This is a genomic window from Marinobacter sp. OP 3.4, assembly GCF_036224885.1.
In the GTDB taxonomy this organism is placed as follows: Bacteria; Pseudomonadota; Gammaproteobacteria; order Pseudomonadales; family Oleiphilaceae; genus Marinobacter.
The window spans coordinates 36,183-55,818 of the sequence record NZ_JAVVLT010000057.1 but is presented as its reverse complement, the minus strand read 5'-3'; the positions used below and the strand labels follow the sequence as shown (position 1 = coordinate 55,818).

20 protein-coding genes and 1 other RNA gene are annotated in these 19,636 nt (G+C 63.0%); 17 read left to right on the top strand and 4 right to left on the bottom strand.

Going from position 1 to position 19,636, the window contains the following annotated elements; all coding sequences use genetic code 11:
* Positions 1-252, top strand: a 252-nt coding sequence (locus RO069_RS11135) for a ZrgA family zinc uptake protein (protein ID WP_328187528.1), incomplete at its 5' end; no start/stop codon positions are given.
* 51 nt (positions 253-303) lie between these two features.
* On the opposite strand, the gene RO069_RS11130 is transcribed toward RO069_RS11135, so the two are convergent.
* The gene (locus RO069_RS11130; RefSeq protein ID WP_328187527.1) at positions 304-825 is read right to left on the bottom strand and encodes a DUF3299 domain-containing protein; all 522 of its coding nucleotides are present in this window, start codon (positions 823-825) and stop codon (positions 304-306) included.
* A gap of 198 nt (positions 826-1,023) precedes the next feature.
* On the opposite strand from RO069_RS11130, the gene RO069_RS11125 reads away from it, so the two are divergent.
* The 6 genes from RO069_RS11125 to RO069_RS11100 all read left to right on the top strand — a co-directional run bounded on the left by RO069_RS11125 (position 1,024) and on the right by RO069_RS11100 (position 4,640).
* Complete coding sequence (locus RO069_RS11125; RefSeq protein ID WP_328187526.1) at positions 1,024-1,698, top strand: ATP-binding cassette domain-containing protein; 675 nt, start codon at positions 1,024-1,026, stop codon at positions 1,696-1,698.
* Positions 1,695-2,978: an ABC transporter permease gene (locus RO069_RS11120; protein ID WP_328187524.1), complete on the top strand. Its 1,284-nt coding sequence runs from the start codon at positions 1,695-1,697 to the stop codon at positions 2,976-2,978. The genes RO069_RS11125 and RO069_RS11120 overlap by 4 nt, the downstream gene beginning before the upstream one ends.
* Positions 2,979-3,217: 239 nt before the next feature.
* Positions 3,218-3,424 carry a TIGR02449 family protein gene (locus RO069_RS11115; RefSeq protein WP_328187523.1) on the top strand — a complete coding sequence of 69 codons (207 nt, stop codon included), beginning with the start codon at positions 3,218-3,220 and terminating at the stop codon, positions 3,422-3,424.
* Entirely contained in the window at positions 3,424-3,744 is a 321-nt protein-coding gene (locus RO069_RS11110; protein WP_328187521.1) for a cell division protein ZapA, read from the top strand. Before RO069_RS11115 ends, RO069_RS11110 begins: the two co-directional genes overlap by 1 nt.
* Before the next feature lie 58 nt (positions 3,745-3,802).
* A non-coding RNA gene (gene ssrS / locus RO069_RS11105) (6S RNA) lies at positions 3,803-3,983 on the top strand.
* A gap of 24 nt (positions 3,984-4,007) precedes the next feature.
* Positions 4,008-4,640, top strand: a complete 633-nt coding sequence (locus RO069_RS11100; RefSeq protein WP_328187519.1) for a 5-formyltetrahydrofolate cyclo-ligase — start codon at positions 4,008-4,010, stop codon at positions 4,638-4,640.
* A 418-nt stretch (positions 4,641-5,058) separates the two neighbouring features.
* Here the strand turns inward: RO069_RS11100 and ilvA are convergent, their stop codons facing one another.
* Positions 5,059-6,588 (bottom strand): threonine ammonia-lyase, biosynthetic, encoded by a 1,530-nt coding sequence (gene ilvA / locus RO069_RS11095; protein WP_328187517.1) that lies wholly within the window; start codon positions 6,586-6,588, stop codon positions 5,059-5,061.
* Positions 6,589-6,777: 189 nt separating this feature from the next.
* Here ilvA and rpiA point away from each other — a divergent pair, with 189 nt between their 5' ends.
* Both rpiA and ppa read left to right on the top strand, forming a co-directional pair.
* Positions 6,778-7,455, top strand: a complete 678-nt coding sequence (rpiA, locus tag RO069_RS11090) for a ribose-5-phosphate isomerase RpiA (RefSeq protein WP_328187515.1) — start codon at positions 6,778-6,780, stop codon at positions 7,453-7,455.
* 125 nt (positions 7,456-7,580) lie between these two features.
* Entirely contained in the window at positions 7,581-8,111 is a 531-nt protein-coding gene (ppa, locus tag RO069_RS11085; protein ID WP_328187513.1) for an inorganic diphosphatase, read from the top strand.
* Between the two features lie 67 nt (positions 8,112-8,178).
* Here ppa and RO069_RS11080 read toward each other — a convergent pair whose 3' ends face one another.
* The gene (locus RO069_RS11080) at positions 8,179-9,240 is read right to left on the bottom strand and encodes a DUF2333 family protein (protein WP_328187511.1); all 1,062 of its coding nucleotides are present in this window, start codon (positions 9,238-9,240) and stop codon (positions 8,179-8,181) included.
* An 82-nt stretch (positions 9,241-9,322) separates the two neighbouring features.
* Entirely contained in the window at positions 9,323-11,329 is a 2,007-nt protein-coding gene (locus RO069_RS11075; RefSeq protein WP_328187509.1) for a bifunctional diguanylate cyclase/phosphodiesterase, read from the bottom strand.
* Positions 11,330-11,581: 252 nt separating this feature from the next.
* On the opposite strand from RO069_RS11075, the gene RO069_RS11070 reads away from it, so the two are divergent.
* The 8 genes from RO069_RS11070 to fis all read left to right on the top strand — a co-directional run bounded on the left by RO069_RS11070 (position 11,582) and on the right by fis (position 19,566).
* Positions 11,582-13,195: a diguanylate cyclase gene (locus tag RO069_RS11070; RefSeq protein WP_328187508.1), complete on the top strand. Its 1,614-nt coding sequence runs from the start codon at positions 11,582-11,584 to the stop codon at positions 13,193-13,195.
* A gap of 317 nt (positions 13,196-13,512) precedes the next feature.
* Positions 13,513-13,956, top strand: coding sequence for a type II 3-dehydroquinate dehydratase (gene aroQ / locus RO069_RS11065; protein WP_328187506.1), 444 nt, complete (start codon positions 13,513-13,515; stop codon positions 13,954-13,956).
* A 27-nt stretch (positions 13,957-13,983) separates the two neighbouring features.
* Positions 13,984-14,445: an acetyl-CoA carboxylase biotin carboxyl carrier protein gene (gene accB, locus RO069_RS11060; RefSeq protein WP_328187504.1), complete on the top strand. Its 462-nt coding sequence runs from the start codon at positions 13,984-13,986 to the stop codon at positions 14,443-14,445.
* Positions 14,446-14,465: 20 nt separating this feature from the next.
* Positions 14,466-15,812, top strand: a complete 1,347-nt coding sequence (accC, locus tag RO069_RS11055; protein ID WP_328187502.1) for an acetyl-CoA carboxylase biotin carboxylase subunit — start codon at positions 14,466-14,468, stop codon at positions 15,810-15,812.
* Between the two features lies 1 nt (position 15,813).
* Positions 15,814-16,710: a 50S ribosomal protein L11 methyltransferase gene (gene prmA, locus RO069_RS11050; RefSeq protein ID WP_328187500.1), complete on the top strand. Its 897-nt coding sequence runs from the start codon at positions 15,814-15,816 to the stop codon at positions 16,708-16,710.
* Positions 16,711-16,767: 57 nt separating this feature from the next.
* Entirely contained in the window at positions 16,768-18,018 is a 1,251-nt protein-coding gene (locus RO069_RS11045; RefSeq protein ID WP_328187499.1) for a DUF3426 domain-containing protein, read from the top strand.
* Positions 18,019-18,256: 238 nt separating this feature from the next.
* Positions 18,257-19,252 carry a tRNA dihydrouridine synthase DusB gene (gene dusB / locus RO069_RS11040; protein ID WP_328187533.1) on the top strand — a complete coding sequence of 332 codons (996 nt, stop codon included), beginning with the start codon at positions 18,257-18,259 and terminating at the stop codon, positions 19,250-19,252.
* Positions 19,249-19,566 (top strand): DNA-binding transcriptional regulator Fis, encoded by a 318-nt coding sequence (fis, locus tag RO069_RS11035; RefSeq protein WP_328187498.1) that lies wholly within the window; start codon positions 19,249-19,251, stop codon positions 19,564-19,566. The genes dusB and fis overlap by 4 nt, the downstream gene beginning before the upstream one ends.
* The last annotated feature ends 70 nt before the right edge of the window (positions 19,567-19,636 follow it).

The following is a 19,636-nucleotide window of genomic DNA, read 5'->3' as shown; positions in this document are numbered from 1 at the left end:
GAGCACGAGCACGAGCACGAGCACGAGCACGAGCACGAGCACGAGCACGAGCACGAAGAAAAGGGTAGCCACAGCGATGTCGAGGTCACCCAGAGAATCGAGTGCGATAGTGAACTGACCGATCCCCTGGCAACGCCCCTGATGACACGATTCCCCGGCATCGAACACCTGTCCGTGGACTGGCTGGGCTCCGGCGGCCAGGGCCACACCGAGCTGCACGCGGGGGAGGACGAGATCCATCTCGATCACTGATGGGAACCAACCACGGATCAGCGTGACGGAACATCACATCCCGTCGCGCCATCAGCCCTCGTAGGGCTCCACATTCTCGCTGACCAGGGTATAGGAGGCGGCACCGATATCGTTCTCCACCGACTCTGTCTTCAGGGTGCCCTGGACCCAGACAGGTTCATAGAGGGCGTCCAGGGTGAAACCGGGTTTGTAGGTCACGTGAATAATCTGGTTCGGCGGTGGTGGCGGCACGTGGATGCAGGCACCGTAGTAGGGCACCAGGAAGAATTCGACAATGCGCTGGTCACCCACCGTCTTCAGGGGTACCACGAAGCCGGGGATCCTGGCCCGGGTGCCATCCATTTCCGGCACCACCCGGCCGGTGAGGATCTCATCCGGCAATGCGGCGGGGCCACTGCCCTCATGCTCCACCTCCGGCAGGTTCTCAAGCAGTCGCAGATCCTCCTCAGGCATCAGTTCCAGCCAGTCCAGCTCGCGCCACTGTTCGTCGGCAAGGCTGGTGCTGGCGATCAACACCAGCAGGCAGGCCCCCAGGACCTGTCTTGTCGGCGCACGAAGGAATGGTATGGACATTGATGGTCTCCAGGTATTCGGGGAGGCACCTGACGGACGATAGCCGGGGCCGGTCATGATGATTCAGGTTATCATGCCACGACCCGAACCGGCTTCCCAGACTACGGCGATTACCATTTTGACGCACAATACAGCGCTCATAGCCCGATACCCTCGACCACAATGACAGGGAACAGCAATCACAGGCACGATCCAACCATGGTGATTAATACGAAAAACCTGAGCTGGCACTGGCCCGACCAGGGGGGCAGTCTCCACTTTCCCGACATCCGGCTGCAGGCGGGGGACCACCTGTTTATCCGTGGGCCCAGCGGTAGCGGCAAGAGCACCCTGCTCAGCCTGCTGAGCGGCCTCAACCGAGCGGTGGACGGAGACATCGAAGTTCATGGCCAGGACCTGAAACGGCTGGGCGGCGGCGCCCGGGACCGGCTGCGGGCCGACTGTACCGGCGTCATCTTCCAGCAGTTCAACCTGGTGCCCTACCTCAGTGCCCTGGACAACGTCACCCTGCCGTGCCGCCTCTCCGCCACCCGTCGGCGACATGCCGGGCAACCGGAAGACACCGCCCGACGCCTACTGCGGGCCCTGGACCTGCCGGATGACAGCCTGGGGCGCAAGCCCGCAGCCCTGAGCACCGGCCAGCAGCAGCGGGTGGCTGCGGCCCGGGCCCTTATCGGCGCACCACCCCTGATCCTGGCGGACGAGCCCACCTCCGCCCTGGACACGGACAACCGCGACCGGTTTATCGACCTGCTGCTGGCACGGGCCGCCGACCACGGCACCAGTGTTGTCTTTGTCAGCCATGATCCCGGGCTCGCCGCCCACTTTCCCCATCACCTGGAGCTGGCATCCGGCGGGGAGGTGCAGCCATGAGACTGTCCCTCGCCCTGTCACTGGCCGCCGCCAGCCTCTGGCACCGCCGCCGGGTCCTGCTGCTGGTCACCCTGACACTGACCCTGAGTGTCACCCTGCTGCTGGGTGTGCAGTACCTGCGCACCGAGGTTCGCCAGTCCTTCAACCTGTCGGTGTCCGGTACCGACCTGATCATCGGGGCCCGCAGCGGGGAGCTGAACCTGCTGCTCTACTCCGTGTTCCACATTGGCCATGCCACCAACAACCTGCGCTGGTCCACCTTCCAGGATCTGGAACAGGACCCGCGCATCGACTGGCTGGTGCCACTGTCGCTGGGCGACAGCTACCAGGGTTACCGGGTGGTGGGCACCGACCGGCGTTTCCTGGAGCGTTACCAGTACGGCGATGAACAGCCCCTGGCCATGGACGAGGGCAAATGGTTCAGCGACCTGTTCGATGTGGTGCTCGGGGCCCAGGTGGCCCGCAAGCTCGGACATAATATTGGCGACGAGGTCATCCTGTCCCACGGCGGCGGTCGTACCAGCTTTGTCAGCCATGACCAGCATCCGTTCCGGGTCAGCGGCATCCTGGCGCCCACTGGCACTCCGGTGGACCGGGGCGTCTATGTCAGCCTGGAGGGACTCGAGGCCATCCATGTGGGTTGGGAGGCCGGTGTGCCCTCGCCGAGCCGGACCCTGTCCGCCGAGGCCGCCCGCGACCGCAACCTGACACCACAGACCATTACCGCGGCCCTCGCCGGCGTGGAACGACAGATCCTCACCTTCCGCATCCAGCGTGACATCAACCAGATGTCGGCGGAACCCTTGTCCGCGATCCTCCCCGGCGTTGCCCTGTCACAGCTCTGGCAGGTGCTGGGCCAGTTCGAGTTCATCCTGCTGGGTATCACCGCCTTCGTGGTGGTCACCAGCCTGGCGGGACTGGTCACGGTACTGCTGACGCTGCAATCCCACCGTCACCAGGAAATCGCGGTGCTGAGGGCCAACGGCGCCTCCCCGGCCCTGATTGCCGGCCTCTACCTGCTGGAATGTACCGGGCTGGCCTTGCTGGCGGCGGCGCTGGCCAGCGGCCTGTGGTACCTGGCCGTGGCCATCCTGGCCCCCTGGCTACTGGAGGTGTGGGGCGTGGCCATCGTCTTGCGGACACCCACCCTGGCGGAATGGGGGCTGCTGGCGGCGGTGCCTGTGGCCGGGCTAATAGTGGGGTTGATACCCGCCCTCAGGGCGTGGCGAATGGGCAGCCATCCGGGTGGATGGGGTCCCACTGAGGATATGACCAACTGAACACGACTCACGGTCTGTGGGGATGCGGACTTACCGTGTTGGGACAGGGGTCACAGCAAGATGACAGACTGGCAAATTGACCCTTTCCCATCGCCCACTTATAGTGATTGCAGACGGTGGCCCCAGTGGCTCGGGTCCTTGCCTGCCCGAGCCATTGCAAACCGGAGTGCCAGACCGCGAACTGTAAGACCGAAAGGGGCCGCCGGTGTCAGACGGCCCCGCCAAGTACCGGAATGTCTATGGAACAGTCAGAATTGCAGGCCATGGCGGAGAAGCTGGACCGCCTTATCGAGCGCTGTCGCAAACTGGAGCAGGACAACGCTGCCATGAGGGAGCTTCAGGACGAATGGAACCGGGAACGGGCCCAGCTACTCCAGCGCAACGACCAGGCCAAGAACCGGATTGAAGCCATGATCGGCCGGCTCAGAGCCCTGGAGCACCACTGATGTCTAGATCCCCCACCACGGTTGAAGTCACCATCCTCGACAAGGACTACCTGGTTGCCTGCCCGGAAGACCAGCAGGATGCCCTGCGCCGGGCCGCCCGCCACCTGGACAGCAAGATGCGGGAAATCCGCACCACCGGCAAAGTGCTGGGCACCGAGCGCATTGCGGTCATGGCCGCCCTCAACATCACCCACGAATTGCTGGAGGACAGCAATGTCTCCGGGGCCGCGGACCAGTTGCTGCGGTCGATGGATGACAAACTGGACACCGCCCTGGGCGGCTCACAATCCGGTCCCGGGAACAGCCACGGCACCGGGTAACCGAAAAGTCACACACGGCGGTTGCAAAGGCCCCGGCCAATGCCCGTATAATGAAGCCAACTTCCTGGGCTGTTCGCTGGTCGGATACGTCCTCGAGCCGATGCGCAACACCCAGGTGGCTACTTCAGGGCATTGTGAGCAAGTCCCCCGCGAAGGGGAAAGCCTAATGTGTCACAGCGGCCACCACCTTGAACTTTGGGTTCAAGGGCCACATCCGATAACGGCAGCCCGGGAAGCTTATTCCACCTGACCCCTGACCCATCGTGAGTCACACGTTCCAGAATCTCTCAGAATTCGAGCCGGAATCCGCCAGGGACCGCAAGGCCCTCCGACGGCACCTCCGTGACGCCAGGCGGGCGCTCAACCCCGAGCAGCAGACCCTTGCCGCCATCGACCTGGCCAACACCCTGCGCCGACACCCCAGGGTCATGGGCGCCCGCCACATTGCGCTCTACCTGCCCAATGACGGGGAAATCGATCCGCGGACGTTCATGGCGCAGAGCCGTCGCCGGGGGGTGCATTTCTATCTGCCGGTACTGCATCCCATCCATTCCGGGCAACTGGCCTTCTGCCGCTATGACGCCCACACGCCCATGGCGCCCAACCGCTTTGGCATTCCGGAGCCGGTGTTCCACCATCGCCTGATACGACCGGCCTGGTCGCTGGATGTGATCCTGATGCCCCTGGTAGGGTTCGATGAGCAGGGCGGGCGCCTGGGAATGGGGGGCGGATTCTATGACCGCACCCTGGCGTTTACCCGGGTGCGCCCACGGCTACGGCCCACCCTGATCGGGCTGGCGCATGAACTGCAACGGATGGACAGGCTGCCGACGGAGCCCTGGGATGTGCCGCTGGATGCGGTGGTAACGGACGGAAGGATTTACCGGACCGGCTGACTCAGCCTTCGTTGCGGGGATCCTGACTGCGCTGGGCCTGGAACCACTGGCCCTGGGAACTGATATCGGCGGGCACCGCGCGAGGCTCATCCTCCGACGCCTGGAGAGATGTCAATCCGGTAACCGCCAGCCCAATAAAAAATAACAGGACGACCGCCCGAAGTGTATCCGGCCTGCGACTCATTGCCTCTTCTCCATGGGTAACCCCTGCCCCGTATTGTTTTCGTTTTAAACGATCACTTTGCGTTGAAAAACAGCTGGATGTTGTCGTTTTCCAGAATTGACAAAAAGCCTAACACGTATCTGGCCATTTACAATTTTTTATAATTAAAATTTGTAAAGGCTACGGGCCGTCGCATTACCGTTGGTAACGCGGCGTAACCCGGGGCGCACCTCGTAAAGCCATCCTGACAGGCGATCAATGCCCGTTGCCCGCTCCCAGGAACAGGCGATAGGCCTCGTTGTCGGTCTCGTTGGTATAACTGAACCCAACCTGGTCCAGCATGGCCTCAAAGTCCGCCAACTCCCCGTCCTCCACCTGGGCCCCCATGAGCACACGGCTGTAGGCCGCGCCGTGGTTGCGGTAGTGGAACATGGAGATGTTCCAGCGTGTTCCCAGGGACAGCAGGAATTTCAGCAGTGCACCGGGGCGTTCCGGGAACTGGAACTGGAACACCTTCTCGTTGTGCACCGACGGGGCATGGCCACCCACCATGTGCCGGATATGCTGCTTGGCCAGGTCGCTATCGGTGAGATCCATCACCTGGTAGCCGGTTTCCCGCAGGCTCTGGACCAGGTCCTCGCGGCCATGGCCTCCGGCCTGGATCTGGATGCCCACGAAGATGCTGGCGGATTCCGGATCGGAGTAGCGGTAATTGAACTCGGTGATGTTGCGCTTGTGCAGGGCGTTGATGAAGGTCTTGAACGCCCCCGGCTTCTCGGGGATGGTCACCGCCAGGATCGCCTCACGCTTCTCGCCGATCTCCGTGCGCTCGGAGATGTAGCGCAACCGGTCGAAGTTCATGTTGGCACCACTGAGGATGCCCGCCAGGTTCTCGCCTTCCAGTTGTTCCCGTTCCACGTACTTCTTGATACCGGCCACGGACAGGGCCCCGGCAGGCTCGCAGATGGAGCGGGTGTCCTCGAAGATGTCCTTGATGGCCGCGCAGATCTCGTCGGTGCTGACCGTGATCACCTCATCCACATGACCCTTGCAGATCTCCCAGGGGGCCTCCCCGATCTGTTTCACGGCGACCCCGTCGGCGAAGATGCCCACCTGATCCAGCACCACCCGCTCACCGGCCGCCATGGCCGCCTGCAGGCAGTTGGAATCCGCCGGCTCCACCCCGATCACCCGGATCTCCGGGCGCAGGTACTTGATGTAGGCCGCCATACCGGCAATCAGGCCGCCGCCGCCCACGGGGATGAACACCGCATGCAGGTTATGGGAACATTGCCACATCAGTTCCATGGCCACGGTACCCTGGCCGGCAATCACATCGGGGTCGTCGTAGGGGGGGATATAGGTGTAACCGTGTTTGGCAATCAGCTCCTGGGCATGGGCGGCGGCCTCATCGAAGGCATCGCCACGAAGCACCACCTTCGCGCCCCGATCCCGCACCGACTTGACCTTTATGTCCGGCGTGGTCTGGGGCATGACGATGACGGCCCTGATGCCCAGCTTCTTCGACGCCAGCGCCACGCCCTGGGCATGGTTGCCGGCGGAGGCGCAGATCACGCCTTTTGCCTTCTGCTCATCGGAGAGCTGGGCAATCCGGTTGTAGGCACCACGAATCTTGAAGGAAAACACCGGTTGCAGGTCTTCACGCTTGAGCAGGATGTTGTTGCCCAGGCGCTTGGTGAGACTGCGTGCTTCGGTCAGCGGGGATTCGATGGCCACATCGTATACCCGCGCATCAAGAATCTTTTTGATGTAGCGTTGCGGCATGGTGCTGGAGTCCGGTTCTGGGTGATTTGGCAAGATATTGGCCGCCCCGGTGTGCGGGGCAAACGCACAGTGTAGAAAGTTTGCACGGTCCGCGTCTATAACTGGGCTCCGCAGGAAGGGTATAATACGTCGCCTCGCGCCGACCAGGCGCCTTCCTTTACGACCAGTGACACCCAACCGGAGGCCAGCATGACGCAGGACGAACTCAAGCAGGCGGTGGCCAGGGCCGCCCTGGATCATGTCGCCCCCCGCCTGGACCGGGACAGCGTGATCGGCGTGGGCACGGGCAGCACCGCCAATTTCTTTATCGACTACCTGGCCGACATCCGCAACGACTTCGACGGCGCCGTGGCCAGTTCCGATGCCACCGCCGAGCGCCTCAAGCAGCACGGCATTCCGGTGTACGACCTGAACAGCGTCAACGAGCTGGAATTCTATGTGGACGGCGCCGACGAGACCAACGACTACCTGGAACTGATCAAGGGCGGCGGCGCCGCGCTGACCCGGGAAAAAATCGTCGCCGCCGTGGCCCGGACCTTTATCTGCATTGCCGACAACTCCAAGCGGGTGGACATCCTCGGTGACTTTCCGCTGCCGGTGGAGGTGATCCCCATGGCCCGCAGCCACGTCGGTCGCGAGATCGTCAAACTGGGTGGCGACCCCGTCTACCGGGAGGGGGTCACCACCGACAATGGCAACATCATCATCGACATCCACCACATGGACCTGTCCCGCCCCATCGAGGTGGAAGAGCGCCTCAACCAGATTGTCGGCGTGGTCACCAACGGCCTGTTTGCCCGCCGGCCGGCGGACCTGTTGCTACTGGGCACCAGCGAGGGCGTTCGTACCGTCGAACGGCCTGCCTGAGCACTCCGGGCCATCGAACCGGCAACCGACCTTGGTTGAGTTTCGGATGCGCCCGGTTGCCCGTATAATGGCGCGCACTTTTTCACGCAGTTATCAATGACCATTACCGCAGAGAAGGATCCGTCATGAACTTTGATCATATCCCGGCCGGCAAGAACCCGCCCGAAGACATCTACGTGGCCATCGAGATTCCGGCCAACAGTTCACCGGTCAAGTACGAGATTGACAAGGACATGGGCGCCGTCATGGTGGACCGTTTCATGACCGCCCCCATGTTCTACCCGGCCAACTACGGCTTCATCCCCCACACCCTGGCGGATGACGGCGACCCCCTGGACGTGCTGGTGGTCACCCCTTATCCGGTGCAGCCCGGCTCGGTCATTCGCTGCCGCCCGGTGGGCATCCTGAACATGGAAGACGAAGCCGGCGGCGACGCCAAGTTGGTGGCCGTTCCCCATGACAAGCTCACCAAGGCCTACACCGACATCAAGGATGTCGATGACCTGCCGCAACTGCTGCGGGACCAGATCCAGCACTTCTTCGAGAACTACAAGACCCTGGAGCCCGGCAAGTGGGTGAAGGTCCAGGACTGGGCCAACGCCGATGCCGCCCGCAAGGCCATCGAGGATTCCGTGGCCAACTACCAGGGCAAGTGATCACGCCCTGAAACAGAAAAACCGGGCTCAAGGGCCCGGTTTTTTGTGTCTGATTATCAGCCATGCCCTAACCCTGGGACAGCAGCTCCCGCAGATCCGAGATGGCCGAGTTGGCCCTCGCCAGGTACGCCGCCATGGTCAGGGAGTGGTTGGCCAGCACCCCGAAACCGCTGCCGTTCAGGATGACGGGGCTCCACATCTGGGCCTGGGATTCCTCCAGTTCGATAATGATCTGCCGCACGCTGGCCTGGGCGTTCTTGTCCACCAGCACCTTGCGGAAATCCACCTCAATGGCCCGGAAGATATGCAGCAGGGCCCAGGAAGTGCCTCGGGCCTCATAGAACACGTTGTCGAGCTGGGTCCAGGGGGTCTTCACATCCGCCCCCCGCTCTTCCTCTTTTAACGGGTCAAGGTCGTCGATACCGGCCAGGGCCTCGGTAATCTCCGGCTTGCCCACACTTTCGCTCAGGGTCCGCGACAGGCTGCCCAGGCGGGTCTCCAGATCCGCCAGCCAGTCGTTCAGGTTATCGGCACGGGCGTAGAAGTGAGCCTCCGGGCCCTCCGGGGCGGACAGACGGTCAAGGTAGCTTTCCAGCGCCCGGATGCCACGGCGGTACTCGCCCTCGGTGGAGGGCAGCGCCCAACTGTCGCTGTTGAAGTGGAACTGGGGCTCCGCCACCGTCAGGTCCGGGTCTTCCGCGGACTGGCTCTGGGAGCGGCTGATGTTCTGGCGCATGGCCCGGGACAGGTCCCGGAGCTGAACCAGTACGCCGTATTCCCAGGCCGGCATATTGTCCATCCACAGGCCCGGGGGAAAGATGTCGTTGGAGATGTAACCACCGGGTTTGTCCAGCAGGGTCTCGGCGACCCGGATCATGGTCGCCGTGGTGGCGAAGCCGGTGACCGGCTCCCGTCCCATTTCCTGCGACACGGTGCGGGTATGTTCACGGACGGAGAAGGTATCCGGCTCGCTGCTCCAGATCATGCCCAGAACGATGGTGACCAGCAGGTAGATCAGCACCACAACCGCGATAATCCTGCCGATGGGTCGGGATTTTCCGGAGCTGGCCGATGCCCCCTGGTAGCCTGATCCGCTACCGGAGAAAACGGATTTGAGTCGGTTAAACATATGCGCCTGTCCTTTGCCGATAAACCGGAAGCCGGTCTCAAAGATGAATGATTTGTCAGATTTATGCAACGCCGCCAGTAGCTTAACCGATCGGCGGATCGCCAACGGGGCCCGGCCTGCCCAGGTGATAACCGGTGGCGCCGTCAATGCCGATGGCCTGGAGGACCTGCCATTCCGATTCCGTCTCCACGCCGGCGGCGAATACCTTCACACCTCGACCATGGGCGATCGTGACCACAGATTCCAGGTAGAAGCGGTATTCATCGTGCCGATCAATACCATGGATAAAGCTGGAATCAATACGCAACGCCTGGATGGACAGATTCTTCATGTAACTGAATGGGATGCCTCCCACGCCGAAACGATCCACCATCAGACGGGCACCGGTCCGTCGTAGCTGCCGGATGAAAGTCTGGGCTTCCAGCCGGTGGTAGTGCAACGCCTGTTCCGGAACACCGATCCAGAGCCTCCGCATATCGGCCCCGGCCGCCCCGGCCAGCTCCAGGATACGCTCCGGGACCTCCGGCAACACCACCGTGGAGGCCCCCAGTGACAACCCGATTTCCGTCGCGGGCTCCTCCCTCAGCCGCTGCAGCGCCCGCTGGAACACCATCAGGTCCAGCCTTCCGATCAGCCCGAAACGCTCGGCCAGGGGCGCAAAGACATTACCACGCACCCAGTCCCGCTCAATCAGCAGACGCGAGAACACCTGATGATACAGCGGGGAACCGGTGGCCGCGGCCATCACCGGCTGCTCCCACAACCACACGGCCTCCCGGTCCAGGGCGTGTTCCAGCAACCGCCGCCAGTCTTCGGCGCCGTGGTGGACATCGGCACCGCTGTCCGCCAGTTCGCAATGGGGCACACCCTCGGTCTGGGCGCGCCTGAGGGCCGCATCCGCGTATTCGAACAGGGTTCGCACCGAGATCCCTTCCCCACTGCCGGCCACACCCCCGTGGACTGTCATTTCCACCAGGGCATCGCTGCCCTCACCGGCAAACTCGACACAGATGGACTGCAGGGCATCCACCAGTTCCCGCCCCCAGATCAGGGCATCGGCCGGCGCGCCACCGGGAATGAAGACCGCAAACTCGGCACCACTGCGCCGACCGGCAAAGCTGCCGGCATGGCTATCCACAAACCCATGCAGACCTTTCGACAGTCGCACCAGCAGGGCGTCCGCCTCCAGCCGCCCTGCCCGCTGGTTGAAGTCGGCAAAACCGGTGATCTGCACCAGTATCAGCGCCCCCGGACGGCGGCCTTCCTCGGTGACCGCCTCCACCGCCAGCCGCTGGTCAAAGGCATTGCGGCTGGCCAGGCCGGTCAGGGCATCCTCGTTGTTCAGCTTGCGGAGATGGGCAATCAGGGCCGCCTGGCCGGCAAACAGCTGCTCCAGGTCATCGGTCATCTGATTCATGGCCCCGGTGACCTCGTTCACTTCACGGGTCGAACGGACATGGGTGCGCATGCGGAAATCCCGGCGACCGATGGCCCGGGCCTGTCGCTCCAGGGCCCGCAACGGACGCAGCAACCGTCCCAGCAGGAAATAGAGCACCAGTATGGCCACCATGCCAATGGCCACGGAGGCCAGGGTCAGCCACTGGGTTATCCGCCACAGGTCCCGGTAGGCATTACCCGGATGGCCCACCACCCGCACTTCACCAAGCCACTGCCAGCCGCTCATCACCGCCGCCGTACCCACCGGCCGGGGCAGGTCAACGGCGCGCACGAACCACAACGGCACACCCAGGTCGGTCAGGGTCTGGGAGCGCCCGGTCACATGGCTGCCGTCGTGATCAATCAGTTCCACCACCAGGTACTCGCCACTGTCGAACACCGAGTCGATCAGGGAGCTCACCGCCACGGTATCCGTGGCATCGATGGCATTGGACAGGGACAACCCGATGGCGGTGGCCGCATCCCGGGTCCGGCCCTCCAGCTCCTCCACCAGGTAGTTGTGGAAACGACTGAAACTGATCGACATGCCGACCACCAGCAAAAGCAGCACCAGGCCGCCGGTGAAGATCAGCAACAGGGTGCGCAGCGTCACCGCGCGGTTCGGACGGCTTTTTTGGCTTTCCTGCTGCATCCGTGCCATACCTTGAGTTTGGAACGTTCTAGCCACCAAATTCCCGGCCTGGATCGTACCCAGGTCTCAGGTTCACAAAGATTTACAGTTCGCAGCCTGCGTCTTCGGTTACAAACACTATAGACTGCAGCAACAGAGACATCCTGCATTCCATGGCAAAGGAGCCAGAAAAACAGGCCGATTCTTCCGCCAGGGAGGCTCGGTGCGGTTCTTTTCGGCATTCCAGAAAAATCAGGACAGACTGACAACACCATGACTGACGAGTCCCAAAAAGAAAAACTGCGACAGCACTTCGCTCGACGGGTGACCAACCAGGCCCGGGTGGTGCTGGACACCTGGCAGAAGATCCATGCCGACGCGGCGGCCTCGGCGCCCTTCCGCGATGACCTTTATTCCGCTGCGGACAAGCTTGCGCGCTATGCCGGCCGCTTTGAAATGACCGCCTACGTGGAGGCCAGCAAGGCCATCATGGACGCGATCCGGCAATGGCCGGAGGGGCAGGCGCCGGACAGCGACGCCATACAGGCCCTCCGGGAAGCGGTCATGTCCCTGGAACAGAGCACCCAGCGCCGATCCGACCGCCAGAGCAGCGAGCCGCCCCGGGTCTATCGAAAAACCCCGATCTACGTGGCACTGGGCAATCACGAGCTGGCAACCCGGCTGGTCCGGCAACTGGAGTTCTTCGGCTTCCGGGCGGAGGCCTTCGACACCCCCGAGGGCCTGATGGACGCCTGCGCCCTGCACAAACCGGAAACCATCCTCATGGACATCGCTTTCGGGGGCGAGCCGGACAGTGGCCTGGCCACGGTCGAGACCCTGCAGCAGCGCCACGACACCCCTATCCCCATCATTTTCGTCAGTGATGAGGACGGCACAATTGAAACCCGCCTGCGGGCGTCCCGTTGCGGCGGCGAGGAATTCTTCTACCCGGCGGTGGATCCGGGCCAGTTGATCGAGAAGATCGAGACCTACACCCACAACAACGCGGTGGAACCCTACCGGGTGCTGGTGCTGGACGATTCCCGGGCCCAGGCCAAGTTCATGGAGACGGTGCTCAAGAAGGCAGGCATGACCGCCCATATCATCACCGATCCCATGCAGATCATCATGGCGCTGGAGGAGTTCAACCCGGAGATCATCATCCTGGACATGTACATGCCCGGCTGCACCGGCATGGAAATCGCCCGGGTGATCCGCCAGCAGGACCGCTTCCACAGCGTTCCCATTATCTACCTGTCCGCCGAGGACGACGTCCAGAAGCAGCTCCATGCCATGAGCCTGGGGGGCGACGACTTCCTGACCAAACCCATCGATCCCAAGCACCTGGTGGCCACCATCCACAACCGGGGGCGCCGGGCCCGCTCACTGCTGGCCCTGATGATCCGCGACAGCCTCACCGGTCTGTACAACCACACCCACACCCTGTATCTGCTGGAGCAGGAAATCATGAAGGCACAGCAAAAGGACCACGCCCTGTGCTTCGCCATGATCGACGTGGACTACTTCAAGAAGGTGAACGACACCTTCGGCCACCCCATCGGCGACCGCATCCTGCGGGCACTGTCCATGTTCCTGAAACAGCGGCTGCGCAAGACCGACCATATCGGCCGTTATGGTGGCGAGGAATTCGCCATCATCATGCCCGACACCCGGGAAAGCGACGCCCGTGCGGTGATCAACGATATCCGGGAACGCTTCTCGGAACTCACCCAGTCCGCCGGCGACCGGGAATTCCACGTCACCTTCAGTTGCGGGGTGGCCCACTGGCGGGGGGAAGCGCCGTCGGCCTTCTGCGAACGGGCCGACCAGGCCCTGTACCAGGCCAAGGCATCGGGCCGCAACTGTGTGATCGGAGCCGAGGATTAGGGCATCGCATTCCCTCTGTCCTATGGATTAGGAAGGAGGGAATCCCTGGCATCGGGGTCCGTTGCGTAACCGTCATCCGCGCGCTGCGAACTGGCCGGCATTTTTCTCCTTTCGTCGATGAAACCATCGTCTTATGGACGGATCTCCCGCCAACATCGAGAATATGGCGCAAGACGCAACAAATCCTGCCCGCGACCCGGAATTCATACGGTCGTTTGTCAAAAACTGTTGAACCGACAGCGTTCAAGACGCATTATGGGCACAAAATTCGACAAAATACGGCATTTTCACAAAACACCAGCAAGGCAAGACTGAACATGGCCACCATACTCGTTCTCCACGGGCCCAACCTGAATATGCTCGGCGTCCGCGAGCCTGACGTCTATGGCCATGAAACCCTCCAGGATATCAATGACCGGCTGCATGCCACCGCATCCGACCGTGGTCACCACCTGCTGCACCTGCAGTCCAATGCCGAGTACGAGCTGATCGAACGACTCCACGATGCCCGGGCCGAAGGCATCGACTACCTGATCTTCAATCCCGCGGCCTTCACCCACACCAGTGTGGCCCTGAGGGACGCGGTGCTGGCGTCGGGCATTCCGTTTATCGAGGTGCACCTGTCCAACGTGCACACCCGGGAGCCCTTCCGGCAGCATTCCTATTTTTCCGATATCGCCGACGGCGTTATCTGCGGTCTTGGCAGTCAGGGGTACGACCTGGCGCTTGACGCCGCCCTGCAAAGAATCAACTCCAACTAATACCGATAAGACGGGACCTTTAACACCATGGATATTCGCAAAATCAAGAAGCTGATCGAACTCCTCGAGGAATCCGATGTTGAAGAACTGGAGATTCAGGAAGGTGACGATTCCGTTCGTATTTCCCGCCGTCGCGAGCACGCCGGTGTAACCTACGCCGCGCAGCCGATGCCGGCACCCCAGCCCCAGGCTGCCGCCCCGGCCCCGCAGGCCGCTCCGGAAGCCGCCGCACCGGCGGAGCCCGAGGCACCCAAGGGCCATGCCGTCAAATCGCCCATGGTCGGCACCTTCTACCGTGCACCGTCCCCCAGCGCCGCCGCCTTTGTGGAGGTTGGCCAGACCGTCAAGGCCGGAGATGTTGTCTGCATCGTCGAAGCCATGAAGATGATGAACCAGATAGAAGCCGACAAGAGCGGCACCGTTTCCGAGATCCTGGTGGAGAACGGTCAGCCCGTGGAATTCGACCAGCCACTGGTAATCATTTCCTGAGCAACAGGTGACACGACATCATGGCCATGATTGAAAAAGTTCTGATCGCCAACCGCGGCGAGATTGCCCTGCGGGTGCTCAGGGCCTGCAAGGAGCTGGGCATCCGGACGGTTGCCGTGCACTCCCAGGTCGACCGCGACCTGATGCATGTGCGACTGGCGGATGAATCCGTCTGCATCGGCCCCAACAGCGCCACCGACAGCTACCTGAACATTCCCACCATCATCAGCGCGGCGGAAGTAACCGACAGCGTGGGCATCCACCCGGGCTACGGCTTCCTGGCGGAAAACGCCGACTTCGCCGAGCAGGTGGAGAAGAGCGGCTTTACCTTTATCGGCCCCCGGGCGGACACCATCCGCCTGATGGGCAACAAGGTCTCCGCCATCAACGCGATGATAAAGGCCGGTGTACCCACCGTACCCGGTTCCGACGGCCCCATCGACAACGACGATGAGCGCACGTTGCGCATCGCCCGGGAAATCGGCTACCCGGTTATCATCAAGGCCGCATCCGGCGGTGGTGGCCGTGGCATGCAGGTGGTTCACTCCGAGGCCGCGCTGCTCAAGGGCATCCAGGTCACCCAGAGTGAGGCCAGAAACTCCTTCGGCGACGCCACCGTGTACCTGGAGAAATACCTGGAGCGCCCACGCCACGTGGAAGTCCAGGTGCTGGCGGACACCCACGGCAACGTCATCCACCTGGGTGACCGGGACTGCTCGATGCAGCGCCGTCATCAGAAGGTGCTGGAAGAAGCCCCGGCGCCGAACATTGATCCGGAAGCCCGGGAAAAGACCCTGAAGGCCTGTGTCGACGCCTGCAAGGAAATCGGCTACGTGGGCGCCGGCACCTTCGAGTTCCTGTACCAGGACGGTGCCTTCTACTTCATCGAGATGAACACCCGGGTCCAGGTGGAACACCCGGTCTCCGAGATGGTGACCGGTGTCGATATCGTCCGCGAGCAGCTTCGTATCGCCAGCGGCCTGCCCCTGCAGTACAGCCAGGACGACATCCGCATTTCCGGCCATGCCCTGGAATGCCGGATCAACGCCGAGGACCCGAAAACCTTCGTGCCCAGCCCCGGCAAGGTGAAGCATTTCCATGCCCCCGGCGGCAACGGCATCCGGGTGGACTCCCACCTGTACAGCGGCTACACGGTTCCGCCCTACTACGATTCCCTGGTGGCCAAGCTGATCACCTGGGGCGACGACCGGGAAATCGCCCGCCGGCGCATGAAGAATGCCCTGGACGAGCTGGTCGTGGAAGGCATCAAGACCAACCAGCCCCTGCATCGCAACCTGGTGCGGGACGGCGGCTTCAAGAGCGTGGACTTCACCATCCATTACCTCGAAAAGCTGATGCGGGACTGACATGCCCTGGATCCAACTGCAGATCCCGGCTGATCCGGACAACGCGGATCAGCTGGAAGATCTTCTCATGGAGATGGGCGCCGACGCCGTCTCCATGGAAGATGCCGCCGACCAGCCCATCTTCGAACCGGACCCGGGCACCACGCCCCTGTGGATCGACACCCGGGTGACCGGCCTGTTCGATGCCGACCAGGATATCGACCGCATCTGCGCCGATATCCGCGATGCCTGGCACCAGCAGACCCAACAGGAGTTACCCGGTATCGAGGTGACCCTGGTGGAGGACAAGGACTGGGAGCGGGCCTGGATGGACGACTTCAAGCCCCTGAAGTTCGGCGAGCGCCTGTGGATTGTCCCCAGCTGGCATGACGCCCCCGACCCCGATGCCGCCAACCTGCTGCTGGACCCGGGGCTGGCCTTCGGTACCGGCACCCACCCCACCACGGCCCTGTGCCTGGAGTGGCTGGATGGCGCCCGGGTGGAAGGCACGCAGGTCATTGACTACGGCTGCGGTTCCGGCATCCTGGCCCTGGCGGCGCTGTTGCTGGGTGCCGACCATGCCATCGGCGTGGACACCGATGCCCAGGCCCTGGAGGCCAGCCGCGACAACGCCCGCCGCAATCAGGTGGAAGACCGTCACCTGGACCTGTACCTGCCGGGTGACGAGCCGGACACCCGGGCGGATATCCTGCTAGCCAACATCCTCGCCGGACCACTGGTGGAACTGGCACCCACGCTGGCGTGCAAGGTCAGCCCCGGTGGCCATCTGGTACTGTCCGGCATCCTGTCCCAGCAGGCCCGCGAAGTGATGGCCGCCTACGAGCCCTGGTTTGTCATGGATGAGCCGGAACAACGCGAAGAATGGATACGTCTCACAGGTCGCCGGATTGACGGATGACGAACGACACCTGTGTCGCTAAACTGCTGAGAGTCTGACACCTTACAGGATTTAGGGATGGCCGATACCTCCAGTCTGTTGACCCGCTGCCCGCATTGCGACACCCGCTTCCGGGTGACCGATGGACAGCTCAATGTGGCCAACGGCAGGGTACGCTGTGGTCACTGCATGGAAGTGTTCGACGCGCGCTCCCATGCCGACTCCGGCATGGGGCCGGACACCACTTCCGACACCACCGAAACCCATGAAAGTTTCAGCGCCTCGGAGCCGGAAGACGACCTGATCTTCCAGGACAACCCGGAAGAGGACGCCGCCGAGGGCCACTATGCCGGCCAGAAGACCGGGTTTGCCGACGACGAGCTCAGCGACAGCTTCCGGGATGCCGGTATCGACGACGGTAGCCTCGATGCCATGGATGAGGACGAGGACAGCGAGGTGGACGAAAGCTGGGCCGAGGCCATGCTCCAGGAAGAACTGCCCGATACCACCCCGGCTCGCACCAAACCCCGCGCCCCCGATCATGGAGCCACACCGGAACCTCCGCAGGAATCGCCCACTTCCCCTACACAGCCGGAGCCCGAGCCGGAGCGGCACAGCCCGACTGAGGCGCCGGAACGAGACCTTCATGCCACGCCCCATTCCACCGACGACCTGGAAATGACCGAAATCACCGCCGCGCCACCTCCCGACGAGGCCCCGGCGGGACCGGCCCGTCAGCAGGATGGCATTACCGGGGGCACCTTCCCGCCACTGGATGACCTGTCGCCCTATGAGCAGTTGTCCCGGGAACCGGTGGCGGTGCAGCCCCGCCGCGGAGGCAGCCTGCGTGGCTGGTTGTGGACCCTGGTCATCCTGGCCCTGATTGGCGGCCTGGTGTCCCAGGTGGTCTGGTTCCAGTTTGACCGGCTGTCGGCGATTCCCGAACTGCGGCCCTGGTATGAACAGGCCTGTGAGTATGCCGGCTGCGAACTGGAACCGCTAGTGGCCATGGACCGCATCCAGAGCCGCAAGCTGGTGGTGCGCACAGATCCGGAGAACCGCAGCGCCCTGCTGGTGGACGCGGTGATCATCAACCAGGCCGAATTCGAGCAGCCGTTCCCGTCCATCGCCCTGACCTTCTCCAACCTGAACGGCGACGTGGTGGCCCAGAGCGTGTTCCCGCCGGAAGACTACCTGGCCGGGGACGGCACCGACCTGGAGGCCATGCCCCCGGGGACCCCGGTCCGCATCGCCATCAGTATCCGCGACCCGGGGCGGGATGCGGTTAACTACAATCTGCGCTTCGTTAACCGGCGTGATGGCTCCTGAGACGGCCTGATCCTGTCCCGGTCCAGGGACAGCAGGCTGCCTGAAAGTCAACCAGACAGGACGAAAAATAATCAATTTTTTCCATGCTCCCGGCCTTCAATACCCTTGCCCCTGGCGGTATCATTGTCGCCCCCTGAAATGACCGCCCCGAACTGACCGACTCCCCGCCGGAGTCCGCCGGTAAGGTATGGTTGTTTCGGACGGAACGCTGGTAACCGACGACGGACACTGACGTATGCTGCCCACGGTGAAGATCGGGCCCTATACCCTGCCCAACTCCCTGGTGGTCGCGCCCATGGCCGGCGTGACCGACCGCCCGTTCCGGCTGCTCTGCCGGCGCATGGGGGCGGGGCTGGCGGTGTCCGAGATGGTGATTGCCGACTCGTCCCTGTGGCATACTCGGAAATCGCGCCTGCGCCTGGACCATACCGGCGAACCGGAACCCCGGTCGGTCCAGATTGCCGGCGGTGACGCCGACATGCTGGCCAACGCCGCCCGCATGAACGCCGAACATGGCGCCCAGATCATCGACATCAACATGGGCTGCCCGGCAAAGAAGGTCTGCAACAAGGCGGCCGGCTCCGCCCTGATGCGGGACGAGGCGCTGGTGAAGGAGATCCTCCACGCCGTGGTCCAGGCGGTGGAGGTTCCGGTGACCCTGAAGATGCGCACCGGCTGGGACCGGGACAACCGCAATGCCGTCACTATCGCCCGCATGGCCGAGGATGCCGGCATCCAGGCCCTGGCGGTGCATGGCCGCACCCGGGCTGATGCCTACAAGGGCGACGCCGAGTACGACACCATCGCCGAGGTGAAGTCCGCCGTGGGCATTCCGGTATTCGCCAACGGCGATATCACCTCGCCGCAGAAGGCGCAGGCGGTACTCCGGCACACCGGCGCCGATGGCCTGCTGATTGGCCGGGCCGCCCAGGGGCGGCCGTGGATCTTCCATGAGATCCGCCACTTCCTGGCCACCGGCGAACCGGTAGCACCGCCGCCGCTGGATGAGGTGGAGAGCATCCTGCTGGAGCACCTGGGGCAACTTCACCAGTTCTACGGTGACCCCATGGGCGTTCGCATCGCCCGCAAGCATGTGGGCTGGTACCTTCAGTCCCACGATGCCGGCAAACAGTTCAGAAAGCGTTTCAATACGCTGGAATGTGCCCAGGCACAGTCCGACAGTATCCAACAGTATTTTGCAGCCTTACGAAATGGAGAGGTATTCGCAGCATGAGCGCTGAAACCCTGGCAAACGACAACCTGGCGTCTTCCGCCAACGACGACCAGCCCACCCTTCAGACGGTCAGCAGCACGGGTAACTCCGTGACCCTGCGTGACAGCGTTGAAGTGGCCCTGAAGAACTATTTTGCCCAGCTCGACGGCGCCCCCGTCACCGAGGTCTACCAGCTGGTGCTGTCGGAAGTGGAAGCACCCCTTCTGGAACAGGTGATGAAGTACACCCGCAACAACCAGACCAAGGCGTCCACCATGCTCGGGCTGAACCGCGGCACGCTGCGGAAGAAGCTCAAGCAGTACGGTCTGCTATAATCCGTTCGTCATCCCAAGGCCTCCCGGACATCCTTCGCGAGGCCTTTCCTGTTTCAAGAAGGCATCGAAA

What these genes read in the sequence shown, in the direction of transcription:
- RO069_RS11130 (WP_328187527.1), bottom strand. Translation starts at nt 825, where the DNA reads ATGTCCATACCATTCCTTCGTGCGCCGACAAGACAGGTCCTGGGGGCC.
- RO069_RS11125 (WP_328187526.1), top strand. Translation starts at nt 1,024, where the DNA reads ATGGTGATTAATACGAAAAACCTGAGCTGGCACTGGCCCGACCAGGGG.
- RO069_RS11120 (WP_328187524.1), top strand. Translation starts at nt 1,695, where the DNA reads ATGAGACTGTCCCTCGCCCTGTCACTGGCCGCCGCCAGCCTCTGGCAC.
- RO069_RS11115 (WP_328187523.1), top strand. Translation starts at nt 3,218, where the DNA reads ATGGAACAGTCAGAATTGCAGGCCATGGCGGAGAAGCTGGACCGCCTT.
- RO069_RS11110 (WP_328187521.1), top strand. Translation starts at nt 3,424, where the DNA reads ATGTCTAGATCCCCCACCACGGTTGAAGTCACCATCCTCGACAAGGAC.
- ilvA (WP_328187517.1), bottom strand. Translation starts at nt 6,588, where the DNA reads ATGCCGCAACGCTACATCAAAAAGATTCTTGATGCGCGGGTATACGAT.
- rpiA (WP_328187515.1), top strand. Translation starts at nt 6,778, where the DNA reads ATGACGCAGGACGAACTCAAGCAGGCGGTGGCCAGGGCCGCCCTGGAT.
- ppa (WP_328187513.1), top strand. Translation starts at nt 7,581, where the DNA reads ATGAACTTTGATCATATCCCGGCCGGCAAGAACCCGCCCGAAGACATC.
- RO069_RS11080 (WP_328187511.1), bottom strand. Translation starts at nt 9,240, where the DNA reads ATGTTTAACCGACTCAAATCCGTTTTCTCCGGTAGCGGATCAGGCTAC.
- RO069_RS11075 (WP_328187509.1), bottom strand. Translation starts at nt 11,329, where the DNA reads ATGCAGCAGGAAAGCCAAAAAAGCCGTCCGAACCGCGCGGTGACGCTG.
- RO069_RS11070 (WP_328187508.1), top strand. Translation starts at nt 11,582, where the DNA reads ATGACTGACGAGTCCCAAAAAGAAAAACTGCGACAGCACTTCGCTCGA.
- aroQ (WP_328187506.1), top strand. Translation starts at nt 13,513, where the DNA reads ATGGCCACCATACTCGTTCTCCACGGGCCCAACCTGAATATGCTCGGC.
- accB (WP_328187504.1), top strand. Translation starts at nt 13,984, where the DNA reads ATGGATATTCGCAAAATCAAGAAGCTGATCGAACTCCTCGAGGAATCC.
- accC (WP_328187502.1), top strand. Translation starts at nt 14,466, where the DNA reads ATGGCCATGATTGAAAAAGTTCTGATCGCCAACCGCGGCGAGATTGCC.
- prmA (WP_328187500.1), top strand. Translation starts at nt 15,814, where the DNA reads ATGCCCTGGATCCAACTGCAGATCCCGGCTGATCCGGACAACGCGGAT.
- RO069_RS11045 (WP_328187499.1), top strand. Translation starts at nt 16,768, where the DNA reads ATGGCCGATACCTCCAGTCTGTTGACCCGCTGCCCGCATTGCGACACC.
- fis (WP_328187498.1), top strand. Translation starts at nt 19,249, where the DNA reads ATGAGCGCTGAAACCCTGGCAAACGACAACCTGGCGTCTTCCGCCAAC.